Raw genomic sequence first — 13710 nt, 5'->3', positions numbered from 1 at the left:
GGCGCATCACCAGGAACCGGGCCCATCAAGAAGGGAGGCGGCGTTTGAACCTGCCGCCGGGGAACCTCGGCCGGGGTCAGACGCCGAGTCCGCCCGCCGCGAGCAGGTCCGAGACATCACTGACCAGTCTCCTGCTCAGGCCCTCGGCGGTAGCGATTCCTGCCTCGAAGCCCCGGAGGCTTCGGAAGACCTCGGCATACGCCTCCTGCTCCGGCAGGGGAAGGTGGAGGACCTGCAGGCGCCGTATGTCGACCCGTGACGAACTGGAGGCGTGGGTGCCCGCCTGACGTCCGTTGGAGGGCGCGCGCAGACAGCCGGCGAGGAAATGCGCGTTCAGTTTGGCCGAGTCCACCCGAAGGGCGTACAGCTGCGACCCCAGAGCCGTCGGAGGTCCTTCGTGCACCCACGCCCGGTACGCGCGGACGACACCGGCGACCACGACGTCGCCCTCCTCGACGACCACGGGCGCCGATCCGGCGGCGACGAGCCCGCCGGGAGTGCCGCCCGCCAGCAGGTCGGCGACAGTGAGCAGAGGCATGGAGTCCCTGCCGGTCGCCGTCGTGCCGTCGGACGGCTGCTGTCCGGAACGCAGCGACAGCGCACCGGCTTTGACGAGGTCGCCCACGCTGGTCGTGGTCTGCGGCAGACCGGTCGACAACCTGAGTTCGGACAGCCGTTCGGCCTGACGGGCCAGGTCGGTCAGTACCGTCCCCGCCTCCCGCCAGGCCGTCGCGAGTTCGAGGCCGGACGGTTCGGCGGTGACCGACGCGTAGCGTCCCGGGGTGACGTCCACCTCGTCGTCCAGGAGTTCGATGAGGGGAACGCGGACGGCTCCGTCCGGCAGGCCGGCCTCCGGCCGGTCGAGGGTTTCCAGCGCGGAGAGTGTGAAGGCCCGCAACTGCCCCCAGTGGGGACCGGATTCACGTGTGCCGGTTCTGACGAAGCGTGTCGCGTCGATCAGGAGCACGTCCTGCCCAGGCGGGACCGCGGCGGTGCTGTCAGGCGCCGCTCTGAGAACCCACAGCTGGAGCGAGACGCTGTGCGGCTGGGCACTGCCCGGCGGGAGGGCCACCACGGCACGGAGCACGCCGGTCCGCAGCAGGGAGCCCCGGATGCGTCGGCCCGCCTTGCGCGAGGCGACCGCCGGAGGCAGGACGACGACGGCCGCTCCGCCCGGCTTGAGGTGGGCGAGCAGATGCTGCACCCAGGCCAGTTCCGGCTCGGTCCGCGGTGGCAGGCCGTGCGTCCAGCGTTGATCGGTGGCGAGTTCCGCGTAGCCCCAATCGCGTTCGTTGAACGGCGGGTTGCAGAGCGCGATGTCCACCCGGGCCCGGTTGAACGGATCCTCGCGCAGGGCGTCCGCCGTGGCGATCTCCGTACGGATGTCATGGTCGTCCGTGAGGAACGCCAGCCGTGCGGACGCCAGCGCGGCGAGGGCGGGATCCCGCTCACACGCCAGCACCGACAGACTCGAACCCGCGCCCTCCTGCACGGCCGCGGCCGCCAAGTGCCCCGTACCGCACGCCGGATCGAGGACGGTGAGCTTCTCGCCGGCCTCTTGGCCGCTCCCGTCGACGCGGACGTCGAGCGCGATCCGTGCCATCAGTGCGGCGAGCGGCGGAGGTGTCGTGCTCAGCTGACGTACATGCGTCTCGAGCCACCGCTGCAGCAGGAACTCGAACGTCTCGCGTGCGCCCTCCTTCCGCCCCAGCTTCGCCGCCTCGGCCACCAACTCCTCGGCCTCCGAGGTGAGTTCCGCGTGCGAAGTACGTGACCGGGGGGAGTGTGTACGGCGGGCCGCCTCGGCGATGGCCAGACCCGACTCGTCCCTGCTGCCCAGCGCCTCGAATCGGGGCCACAGCAGCTCGCGCCCCCCGATGGAGTCGAGCTTCCCGTTGTCCCTCAGCCACTGCTCGACCTCGGCCAGGGAGAACTGGGGGCTGACGTCCGTACCACCGATGCGGGTGGGGAAGGAGTCGTGGCGCCGCCGCCAGTTGCTCACCGCGGCGCGCCCCACGCCGGCGATCCGGGCGATCTCGGCGAGGCTGACGGGCACGGAGTCGGTTGTACTCATCGTCGGTCTCCGAGGTGCTGGGGCGCTGGTGTGCGGACCGGCGGCGGACGGGTCTCCGGATGGCTCTCTACGAGAGGCTACTACGCTCATTGACTTTGTTCACAGTGCATATGTCCGGTTCGCTGTGCGGGAAGTGTGGAGGGCGGGAGGAATGCGGGAATTCACGCGGGGAACGGTGTTCCTGGACCGTCACCAGCTCACCTCGGTCCTCGGACGGATCGCAGCCGAAGAGCGATCGCCGCGTCGTGTGCCAGTGGTGGGGACCTTCCGCGGAGCGTCGCCGCCGTCGGGGTCCGGGTGGTTCACACGTCGATGGTGTTCCGAGCGTGCTCGACGAACTGGCGTCGCTTCGCGACCGCATGGTTCAGGAAACGGTTGACCCGTCGGGCCTCGGCCTCCGGCACGGCGGCGTGTGCGCCGGGGCCCTGGCCGAGGGTGATCACATGGACGGTGGTGGCACAGGCCGCGAGTGATCGGGAAAGCTCTCCCGCCATGCGCGCCAGTTTCTCGGGGCCTTCGATCTCCACCGTCGCCTGAGCGTCGGCGAGCTCGCTGCGGAGCGCCGCGCGCGCTTGGGCGACACGGTCGCGCACCAGGTCGAAGTCCACAGTTGATTTGATCAGCTCGGTGTGGGTCTCCTTCAGGAGTCTGGACACCTCGTCCGCCTTGGCGGTGAACGCCGAATAGGCGTCACGACGGAGCTGTCTGCGCCAGTGCCGGTGTTCTGCCCTGACGTGCCGTTGCGCCGACATACCGGCGACCGCGGCCGCAAGTGTCGTACCCACAACACCCACGGCTGCGCCCACGATTCCTGCGATGCCCGCGTCCACACAGGGATTCTGAGGGACGAGATACGCGCGTGACAGCCGTCTTTCCTGTCACTGTCGACCAATGAGGGACGGATGTGGGGCCGCCGCCCCTCGCCTCGTTCCGAGGGCAGTCAGCGGAACGCGGCGACGTTCTCCGCGGCCCACCGCGGGAAGGGCCTGGCAGGGGAGCCGGTGACCCGCGCAACCGTGTCGTGCACCGTGAGCAATTCCGCATTGACGTCCCCACCCATCAGATCGAGCACCGCGTGAGCGGTCTGCTCTCCCATGGAGGGGGCCAGTTGCCGGTGCGCCTCTTCCCTGTCGATCTCCACGACGGACACGTCGTCGGCCAGGACCGCCCCGATCGCTCGCGCCTGTTGTCGGGGTGTGATCCGTGCCGGCCCGGTCAGCGGGTACGTCCGCCCGCGGTGATCCGACTCGGTCAGTGCCACCCGCGCCACCGCCGCGATGTCGGCGGGGTGGACGGAGGGAAGCCCGATGTCCGCATAGGGCACCCGGATCGACCGGTGCTCACGGATCGACTGCGCCCACCACAGGGTGTTGGACGCGAACTGCGTCGGCCGCAGAATCGTCCAGCTCATCCCGCTGTCCTGCAGCAGCCGCTCGACGGCCGCGTTCCCGGCGGCGGCGGGCAGATGCGGATGGGTCCGCACCGTGATGGAGGACACCAGCACCACGTGTTCCACACCCGCCCGCCGGGCGGCCGTGAGGACCGCCGCGTCCGCGCCCATGCCCGGCACGAGGAACAGGGAACGCACGCCGTCCAGCGCCGGCTTCAGCGAGGCGGGCCGGGCGAGGTCGCCCTCGAAGGCCTCGACTCCGGCGGGTAGCGGGGCGCGGGCGGCGTCACGGGTCAGGCCCCGCACGGGCGAGGCGTCGGAGCCGTGCAACTGCCGTACCAGAGCGCTTCCGATGTTTCCGGTGGCACCCGTCACGAGGATCATCGTCGTCCACTTCCTGCCGTCGCTCGGTGATCACGTCTGCCGCACGCTAGAACCTCGACCGAAGTTGAGGTCAAGTGGAGACCGGTCGGCGGCGCCGGCAGGGTGTGGCTCTTCGGGCGGCGTAGGCCCCCGGAGTCCCAGAGGTGACCGTTCCTGATGAGACGTCAGCGGCTGAGCGCGCACTCCGACATCGCGGCACGCGGTGGGGCTGGTCTGGTACACCCACAGCCGGTCGGGCACCTTCCTGACCCGCGTCACCCCGTCCACCGGCGAAGTGACCAGCCACCCCAGCCCCGTTCACCAACCGGACGGCTTCGCCGTCCGCGGCAACCGGGCCGTGCCGACCCGCCGCGACCACAACCGGCGGACCGTCGAACTCACCCGCGCCGAGTTCGACGGCACCACCTGGACGGCGACCGACCGCCGCACGCTCCACGTACCCGGCCGGGTCGTCGGGCGGTGCGGCCAGGGCCGCGACGGAGTCCTCTGGCTCCGCGCGGGCGATACGTGGCTGTGCATCGAGGCATGAGCCACCGGCTCGGGTAGGCCCGCCCGAGGATCCGGTGGGCCTACCCGGTTGCGAACGTTACGAAGACGGCCCACGAGAAGAGCGCGAGCGTACGCCTCCGTGAGGCGAAGTCCTGGGAGAACGAAGGGACTTCACTCGCCCCACGCGTGCCGAAGCACTCGCGGTGCCCCAGACCGGGGTGTCGACCAGCAGATGTCGGACATCCTCACCTCACACCCTCCGCGCCAGATCCAGCGCCGCCGTGTGCACGAACCAGTCCAGCACCCCGCAGATCTCCTCCGCGTGCTCCGCGAACACCCGCACAGGGAAGGACGGACGCAGTTCCAGCTTCGCCTCGGACAGGTCGACTCCCTCGATCTTGTTGAGGCGGTTCAGCAGCTCACGGCGCTGTTCCGTGTCGTCGAAGGGACTGCGGTCCTTGAGGTACTGGAAGACGACTTCGACCGTTCCGCTCACCGGGTAGATCGCCATGGGCCAGATCAGATGGGGGCGGCGAGTGGTGCCGGCGTCGAGAATCGGGAAGCAGCTGGTCTCCTCGTGGCGGCCGTAGTCGACGTAACCACCCTGGAGGCGCCAGAAGTCGAGTGTGCTCAGGACGCCGGCGGACGCGTCCGGCCAGTGTTCCCGCAACTGTGCGCGGAAGCGCTCGGCTGCCGTGGTGTCTTCTCCGTCCGGAAGCGGGTCGTGCGAGGCGGGTTGTACGACGTCCTTGCCGAGCAGGGTGGCCAGCTCGGCCGCGGTCAGGCGCTGCGAGCCGTGGGCACGGGCCGACGGGTCGAACCTCACGCCTTCGCTCATCAGCAGTTCCTGCGGTGGCTGCCGGTCAATGCCATCCGTCCAGCGGAACGCAGGGGAGACCTTCCCGTCCGCGGTCAGGACACGGTAGGCCCCGATCACGGTGGGGTTGGAGCCCAGGTAGGTGCCGACCGGCACCGGGTGGCTGCCGATCAGCTCGGCGACATCACCGTATGTCGTCCACGTTCCGCTCGGCATCGCCACCAGGACCGCCCGCAGTTCCGCCCATCCGGGCCATTCCTCGCCGGTCGGTTTGACGCCGCCGATGGGGCCGGGCCACAGCTCCACCGCCCGTTCTGTCAGACGGTCGGCACGGGCCAGGATCTCGTTCCTGCCCCAGCGTCGCTCCGCGGCGATCTCCTGATTCATGCGCAGGGCGCTCGAGTCGAGGATCTGCTGCTTGCGCTCGAACGGGCTGTTGGACAACTTCGCGTTGTCCCCGGTGAGGGTCAGATTGCCCAGGGTGTGCACCAGCAGGTCGTGCAGCTCCTGGGGGGTCTGGTCCGGCTCGGTATCGTCGGCGAGCAGGTCGAACCAGGCGGGGGCCGGGCGCTGTGGAAGCACGTGCTCGACGCTGAGGGCCGCTTTGACGAAGTCGACGGGCTCGCTGGAACCGTAGCTCTCCTCAAGCCTGCGCAGGATGTAACTCCGTTGCGGGGGCCGGCCGCTCCAGTAGAACGGCTTGCCGCGGATCGCCTGGTGCAGTTCCTCGTCGCTCGGCCACCGGCGGCGTCGCCCGGACAGGAACCGCCGGACCGCCTCGGCGGCGGGACGGTCGGTCTCCAGTTCCTTCGGAGCCTCCATGAAGATGCGGTTGAGATTGGTGGTCGGTGTCTGGCAGATGAGTCGCCGCACCAGATAGGCCTCGACGTATCTCAGGGCCTCCGCCGCGTCCTCGGATGTGGTGGTTCCGCCGTCGACGAGGTCCAGCAAGTGGAGGGCCAGCGGGTAGTGGGTCTGGCCACCCCAGGCGGCCAGACGCTCCAGCACGGTGCGCAGGGCGGGGGACTGCTCACGCCGGGGTTCGATGATGCGGAGGAACCGTTCTCCCCGCTCGGCCAGTTGCGCGATCTCACGCTGCAGCGAGTCCTCGTCGCCGGCCAGCGGCTGAAGCCGCTTCTGCTGCTCCCGGTAGATCTCGCTCTGCTTGGTCTTGTGGTGGCCCCGTACGACCAGGTCCAGCCAGACGAGGAGTTCGAGGTTCTTGGGACCGAGGCTCTGTTGCATGGGCAGCCACAGCTCGTGGTAGACACGCTCGCCCTTTTTGGGCAGGAGCATGAACACGTAGTTGCGCAGCAGGTCGCTCTGGCTGAGCCCGACGCCCGTGTTGTTGATCGACTCGAAGATCCGGTACACGTTGTCACCGGACTCCGCGGTGATCTCCACGATCGACAGCAGATCCTTGAGGACGGTCCCGACCGTCGCGACCCACCGATCGTGTCCGGCGGCTTCCTGCCCCTCGGCGAGCGCGCCGAGGAAGAAGCGGTAGGCGGCGCCGATGTTGTCGCTTCCGCCGGCCTCCGCCCGGGACTGGACGCAGGCCGTGTACGCCTCGCGGTCGGCCTGCGTCGGCAGCAACCGGTAGTGGTCGAGGCCCTCGTGGTATTCGTTCACCAGGAGCTGATGGTGGATCCTGGTGACATCGCGTGCATCACCCGCCTTCTTGAGGTGGTCGCGCAGCGCGGCGAACGCCAGCATCAGGGTGGTCAACCGCTGCTGGCCGTCCACGACCAGCCATCGCTGTACGCCGCCGGCCTGGAACTGGCCGGGCGCGAGGACCACAGAGCCGAGGAAGTGCGGAGCGGCGGTTTCGCCCGACATCTGCTGGTCGACGAGTTCGCTGACATCTTCCCAGAGGCGCGTCAGCTGCTCCCGTCCCCAGCTGTACGTCCGCTGGTAGAGGGGGACTTGGAACTGCTTCTCCCCCTGGATCAGTTTGAGGAAGGTGATTTCCTGCGCGCGCATACGCTTCCTTTCCCGGCCAGGCAGGCACGCCTGACGCTCATCCAACAGGCCCAGGCCCGCGGCGGTCACTCAACCTAGGGTGTACTCAGTCAACAGCGAGGAGTTTCAGGCCATCCGCGGTTGAGCAGCACCCTTGTGAGCCGGAATGGTGGCCGTCTGCTCGGAGATCCGGGGCATCGTCTCGTTGGGTGTTGCGCAAGGTCAGGCGGGGGTCACCCGGCTCCAGACGTGCGCCTGTCACGATTCTCTCCTTCACCGGCAACCCGTTGCTCCATCACGAGTTGGGGCGCGCTCAGTCAGAGGCGCAGGGCGCGCAGGGCCGCCGCCAGGTGGGTCGAGTACGTCCTCCGCGTCGAAGGTGATGCCCTCCGATCCGCCGCGAGCTCTGGACTGACGTGGAGCACTTCCATACGCATGGCGCGTGGCCCTTCCGCGGCGTCGGCCTGGAGCTGTGCGAGTGATGCCGGGCCATAGTGACGCACGACTGTGAACAGAGTCAACGCGTGCACAGGGTTGCTTCGATGTCTGGAGTGCTCTTCCATGACTCAAAGTGAGGCTCGGCGGTCTGCTGCTACGCTCGCAGCGTGTGCTCAGTTCACACTTGAGGGCGGCGCGCTGGAGGCGTAAGCGTGTTCGGGTGGGTCGGGCCGGGATCGCATCAAGCGGCCACGTGGGTGGCTCGGAACAGCAGTGGGGGTGGCGCATGAGCCGGCGTGAGTACGGTCCGGGCGACGAGATGCAGCCGGTCGGATTCGACTACCAGTACGGCGACGGGCTGCACGTACGTGTGGACGACGTGCTGCCGTACGAGCTCGTCGACCCCGAGGACTCCGACGGGTACCGTCAGGGCGACGACCTCGTCCGGTGCACGTTGTATCTCAGCAACGGCACGGACCGCCCCGTGGACATGGACGGCATCACCCTGCTGGTGCGGAGCGGGCCGTACGGCAAGACGGGACGCCAGGTGCGGGACTACCGGACCGAGCTGCTCGACGACGGGCTGGACGGAACCCTCCGCAAGGGCCGCCGCGCGTCCGCGACCTGGGCCTACAGCATCCCGGCGGGAACCGCCACGGAGCTGGACATCGAGGTGCGGTTCCCGTACGACCACAGGCGCGAGAGCGTCACCTTCACCACGGCGAAGGACATGACGCCCGTACAGGCGGGACAACTCCCGGACCCGGCACCCTTGTTCGGCGAACGGCGGCCGGCCCTGTCCGTCGACGCCGATGACGAAGGCCGGGGAGCCGCACGTACCGTGCTCGGAGCCGTACCGTCACAGCCCACAGCGCCGGACCCGCGCCTGACCACGCCCCTCGTGACGCCGCCGACCGGGTCCGTCCCCCGCGCCCAGGACCCGTCCTCCCACGAGCTCGACGCCACCCGCGTCCGTCAGATCTTCCGGTTCCTCGCCGAGGCGGAGGAGTCGAAGACCCGCCCCGTCCGCACCCTCGACGGCGCCGCCGGCACCGTCTGGTTCGAGGAACTGCCGGACGCCCCCGAGGTCGCCGTGATGCTCGACGCCGCACTCGACACCGACGAGCCGGCCTGGCTGACCCTCGCTCGCCCCGAGCGCGAGGACGTCCCGTACCCGAAGCCCCCGCTCACACCCTGGATCGACGAGACCCGTATACGCGACTTCAAGCAGACCCGTGCCCCGCATCTGCGCCGCCGGATCGAGCCGGAGTTCCCGGACTGGTCCCGGGGCATCCCCCTCGACAAGACGTACCACGAGCTCGACGACCACCCGAAGCGGGAGAAGATCGAGAAGCTGTACGCCGCCTGGGAACAGAAGTGGCTGGCCTGGGCCGAGCGGCGGCGGGCCATCGACCCCGTCGTGCGGCTGTACGACCGCCTGCACAAGATGCACGAGGACGCCGCCAACCTTGGTGAGGCCTACGAGCTCGTCCTCGGGCTCGGCCGGCTCACCTGGCAGACGACCGGCGGACAGCGCGTGGAACGCCACCTCGTCACCCACCGCGCCACCCTCCACCTCGACCCGGCCACCGGCACCCTCACCGCCGCCCCCGACCCGACCGGAACGGGGCTGGAACTGGAAGAGGGCATGCTGGAGGGCGCCCAGCACGTGCCCGGCGCGGTACGCGAGCAGGTCGTCGACACGTTGGACGGCGCCGCCGACGTCACCGACCCCACCCACCTGGACGCCGTACACACCGCCCTGCGCAGCTGGACCAACGCGGCGCACAGCGCCGGAAGTTACTCACCGACCGTGGAACGCGCCCGGCCGCGCACGCTCGACGTGCCCCAGGTGGGACTCACCCCCGCGCTCGTCCTGCGGGAGCGCAACCGCCGTTCGACGATGGACGCCCTCAAGGCCATCGCCCGCCAGATCGACGCCGGCACACCCCCCACCGAACTGCTCGGCTACATCGCCGGCCGCGACGGCGCGCTGACCGCCGCCGACCTGGCGGCGACCGAAGACGACGGTACGCAGGCCGGCACCGGCGAGATGTACTTCGCGCTGCCCGCCAACGAGGAGCAGCGCACCATCGCCGAACGCCTGCGCGCCAACCGGCTCGTCGTGGTCCAGGGCCCGCCCGGCACCGGCAAGACGCACACCATCGCCAACCTGGTCACGGACCTGCTCGCCCAGGGCAAGCGGGTCCTTATCACCAGCCACACCCCGCGCGCCCTGCGCGTCCTGCGGGACAAGCTGCCCGAGAGCATCCGCGATCTGTGCGTGAGCCGCACCGAGGACGGCGCCGCAGCGCAGCGGGAGCTCGAGGCGTCCGTCCAGCGGATCCTCGGCGAGTACGCCGGCTACGACCCCAAGGCCTCGGAGAAGGACATCCGTACGCTCCAGGCACGGCTCGCCGCGGCCCGGGCGGCCCAGCAGGCCATGCTGCGCGACCTCGCCGTACTGCGCGAGCAGGAGACCCACCGCTTCGAGGCGGAGATCGGCGACTACACCGGCAGCCTCCAGGAGATCGCCGAGCGCCTCACCGCCGAGACGGAACTCCACGACTGGCTCGGGCATGTCCCCGGCGAGCAGTCCTCCGTCACCGCCGACGACGCGCTGAGGCTGCTGCACACCACACGCGCCTACACCCCGCACCACCAGGCCCTGGCGGCCGAGGTGCCCGGCCCCTCCGAACTGCCCGCACCCGGCGACTTCGAGGAAGCCGTGCGGGTCGTGCACTCCGCCGAGGAGGCGCACGAGGCGGCACGGCAGGACCCCCTGTGCCTGAGGTACGACTCCGCCGTGCGAGGCCTTCACGAGGCCGAACAACGGCGTCTGACCGAGGCCCTGGACGCGTTCTCCGCCGTTCGGGCCCGGGCCGCATCCCTCGCCGCCGCAGCCGGCGGGTGGGCCGTGACCCTCCTGGAGGAGGTGACCGCCGGCCAGGACTGGCAGGCCCGCAGCCGGCACGCCGCCGTCCACGACGCCCTCGCGGCGCTCGACGCGTCGCTCGCCACGCTGGGCACCACGATGGTCAGCGGCCTGGAACAGTACGACCCGGCCATCGCGCTCGGCCAGGCCACCGCCCTGTACGACGGGCTGACGCAAGGACAGAAGCTGCGCGGACCGCTCGGCACCCGCACGAAGCTGGCCAAGGCCGTCGGCGCGTTCGTGCAGACCGTCCGCGTCGACGGTCGGACCCCCGAGGACGCCGCCACGGCGGCCGTGGTCGTCGCGCGTGTCCAGCTCGAACTCCGCCTGGCGCAGGTGGAGACGGAGTGGGGTGTCCCTGCCGGAGCCTGGCAGGGGCACGGTCCTCGCCTGGCCCGCCTGCGGCAGGACGCCGCCGTGCTCGAAACCATGCTCGCCGTCGCCGCCGCCCGCACCGACGTGCTCACCGGAGCCGCCACCTCACCCGAACTCTCCGTCGCCACCTGGCACGACACCTCGGTCGAGAACGCCGTACGCGCCCTGCTGCGCGCGGCGACCACGCTGCGCGCAGCCGAGCGGTCGCGCAGGACCGTCACGGACACCGAGGAACTGCTGCGCTCCTGGAACGACAGGCCCGCCGTGGCACCCGCCGTCGCCCGCGCGCTCGACGCCGTACGCGCCCAGGACCCACAGGGATACCGGGAGTTCAGCGACGAGATGGCCGAAGTGCGGGAGGCCGCCCGGCTGCGGGCCGAGCAGCACGCCGCGCTCACCCGCGTGCGGGAGGCGTTCCCCTCGCTCGCCGAGCGGATCACCGGCTCCCCGGACGACACCGCCTGGGACGACCGGCTGCCCCGACTCGCCGACGCCTGGGCCTGGTCGGCGTGGTACGAGCGGATGGAGCGGCTCACCGACCCCGAGGCCGAACGCACCCTGCGGCGTCGGCTGACGGAGGCCGACGACGAGGCACGGATCATGCTCAAGCGGCTCGCCGCAGCCCGCGCCTGGCACCGCTGCCTCGGGCTGCTCACCGGAGACCAGTCCCGGGCCCTCAGCGCGTACCAGCAGGCAGCCCGCCGGATCAAGGGCAAGTACCAGCACCGCTACCGGCGCGACGCCCAGGCCGCGCTGCGCAAGGCGCAGACGGCGGTGCCCGCCTGGATCATGCCGCTGCACCAGGTGGCGGAGACCGTGCCGATGGACCGGCCCGGCCTGTTCGACGTCGTCATCGTCGACGAGGCCAGCCAGTCCGGCCTCGAGGCCATGCTGCTGAGCTGGCTCGCCGACCGGATGGTGGTCGTCGGCGACAGCAAGCAGGTCAGCCCGTCCAACGTCGGCCTCAAGCAGGACGAGTACTTCCATCTGCGGGACCGGCTGCTGACCGCGCTGGAACCGGACGTGCGCAGTCTCTTCGGCCCGGACTCCAGCTTCTTCGACCTCACCGAGGCGCTCTCCGCCGGCCGCGGCACACTCATGCTCAAGGAGCACTTCCGGTGCATGCCGGAGATCATCTCCTTCTCCAACGACCTCTGTTACAACGGCAGGCTCCAGCCGCTGCGGCAGTACGGCGCCGACCGGCTGCCCCCTGTACGGACCGTGCATGTGGAGGACGGGGAGGCCGTGGGCGGCAACGACCGGCTGGTCAACAGCGCCGAGGCCGAAGCCCTCGTCGACGCGGTCGTGCGCTGCTGCGCCGACCCCGCGTACGACGGGAAGACCATGGGCGTGGTCAGCCTCCGTGGCGCCAAGGGACATCTGACGGAGCTGGAGAACCTGCTCGCCGAACGCCTCGACTACGAGCAGCGCGAGGAGCGGCGGATCCGGGTCGGCGACGCCGAGGACTTCCAGGGCGACGAGCGGCACGTCATGTTCGTCTCCTGCGTCAACTCGGCCACCACCGCCGCCGGGACCGTGCCGGGCGGCTTCAACGGCAAGACGTACGAGCAGCGGCTCAACGTGGCCGCCTCCCGCGCCAAGGACCAGGTGTGGGTGTTCCACAGCGCCCGGCCCGAGCAGTTCCACGAGAACGACCTGCGCCGACGCTGGCTCGACCACCTCACCCGGCCGGCGGAGGAGGACTCCGTCGCGGTCGAGGGCGAAGTGCTGCCCGACGTACGCCATGAGGCGTTCGACAGCCTCTTCCAGCAGCAGGTGTACCTGGAGCTGACGGCCCGCGGCCACCGTGTGCGGCCCGGTTACCGGGTGGGCCGCCACACCATCGACCTGGTCGTCGAGGGCGGCACCCGCAGGCTCGCGGTCGCCTGCGACGGCGACGCCTTCGCCGACGGCGAGGACGCGTCCACCGCCGCCGCCCGCCAGCGGGACCTGGAACGCGTCGACTGGACCTTCGTCCGGATCCGGGGCAGCCGTTTCCACCTCGACCGCGAGCAGGCGCTCGCCCCGCTCTGGGCGGAGCTGGAACGGCTGGGGATCGAACCGCTTCGCGCAGAGCCGGAGGAACCCCTTTCTCCCGTCGGGGCGGAAGACGCCCGGGGCCTGCCCGCCGAAGGGCCGGACGACGACGGAGCGGGGGAGCCGCGGGAGGGTGATCACGCGCACGGCCGGAGCCCGAAGCCCGACGTGGTGACGGAAGCAGAGGCGACGTTCACCGCTGAGGAGCCGAGCGCGCCCCGGCCGGCCCCGGAGTCCGTGCCCGCGGCGGAAGCGGTCACGGAACCCGCGCCCGGTCCGGTGGGCTCCGTCCCCCAGGGTTCCCTCCCCGTTCGGGAGATCCCCGCCGCCACCTTCCACCGGCTGTTGCGCGAGATGCAGGGGCTGCAGGCCGCCATCGACGCTCCTGACGAGACACCCGTGGACGTGGACCCGGCGAATCTCGCCTTCCTCAGGAAGACGCAGGCCGATCAGCGGGAGCGCCGCACGATGCGCCTCGGCTTCCTGCGGTCCTTCCTCGACGCCGTACGGGTCGGTGAGGAGCGGGGGACAGCGACGGCGGTGCACCCCGGCGCGCTGCTCGTCCTCGAGTTCGACGGACAGGTCGACGACACGGCTCTGTACACCGTCGCCGAACTGCCCACCGACGACGCGGAGATCATCTCCCCTTCGTCGCCGCTGGGCCACGCGCTGATGTGGCAGCCGACGGGACGGAAGCTCTCGTACGACGCCTCAGCGGGCAGGAGCCACACGGTCGTCGTCCGGGAGATCAGAGTCTGACGAGGGGGAGCCGGAGCTCCCGCGGCCGGGGGCCCTGGTGTCCCGGACCC

The 13710-nt window shown here is 70.5% G+C and carries 6 protein-coding genes; 2 read left to right on the top strand and 4 right to left on the bottom strand.

Annotated elements, in window-relative coordinates:
* Window positions 1–76: 76 nt before the first annotated feature.
* The 3 genes from ACGFR9_RS29805 to ACGFR9_RS29795 all read right to left on the bottom strand — a co-directional run bounded on the left by ACGFR9_RS29805 (window position 77) and on the right by ACGFR9_RS29795 (window position 3848).
* Window positions 77–2074 (bottom strand): N-6 DNA methylase, encoded by a 1998-nt coding sequence (locus ACGFR9_RS29805; RefSeq protein ID WP_393214462.1) that lies wholly within the window; start codon window positions 2072–2074, stop codon window positions 77–79.
* 302 nt (window positions 2075–2376) lie between these two features.
* Window positions 2377–2904, bottom strand: coding sequence for a hypothetical protein (locus ACGFR9_RS29800; RefSeq protein WP_393214459.1), 528 nt, complete (start codon window positions 2902–2904; stop codon window positions 2377–2379).
* 110 nt (window positions 2905–3014) lie between these two features.
* Window positions 3015–3848, bottom strand: a complete 834-nt coding sequence (locus ACGFR9_RS29795) for an SDR family oxidoreductase (protein WP_393214456.1) — start codon at window positions 3846–3848, stop codon at window positions 3015–3017.
* 202 nt (window positions 3849–4050) lie between these two features.
* Between ACGFR9_RS29795 and ACGFR9_RS29790 the strand changes: the two genes are divergently transcribed.
* The gene (locus ACGFR9_RS29790) at window positions 4051–4377 is read left to right on the top strand and encodes a hypothetical protein (protein WP_393214454.1); all 327 of its coding nucleotides are present in this window, start codon (window positions 4051–4053) and stop codon (window positions 4375–4377) included.
* 210 nt (window positions 4378–4587) lie between these two features.
* Here the strand turns inward: ACGFR9_RS29790 and ACGFR9_RS29785 are convergent, their stop codons facing one another.
* Entirely contained in the window at window positions 4588–7137 is a 2550-nt protein-coding gene (locus ACGFR9_RS29785; RefSeq protein WP_393214451.1) for a DUF262 domain-containing protein, read from the bottom strand.
* 703 nt (window positions 7138–7840) lie between these two features.
* Here ACGFR9_RS29785 and ACGFR9_RS29780 point away from each other — a divergent pair.
* On the top strand, window positions 7841–13660 hold the full coding sequence (locus ACGFR9_RS29780; protein WP_393214449.1) for an AAA domain-containing protein: 5820 nt from the start codon (window positions 7841–7843) through the stop codon (window positions 13658–13660).
* Window positions 13661–13710: the final 50 nt, after the last annotated feature.

Source organism: Streptomyces sp. NPDC048584 (assembly GCF_043199595.1).
Taxonomy (GTDB): Bacteria; Actinomycetota; Actinomycetes; order Streptomycetales; family Streptomycetaceae; genus Streptomyces; species Streptomyces edwardsiae.
This window is presented reverse-complemented; position numbering and strand designations above follow the sequence as displayed.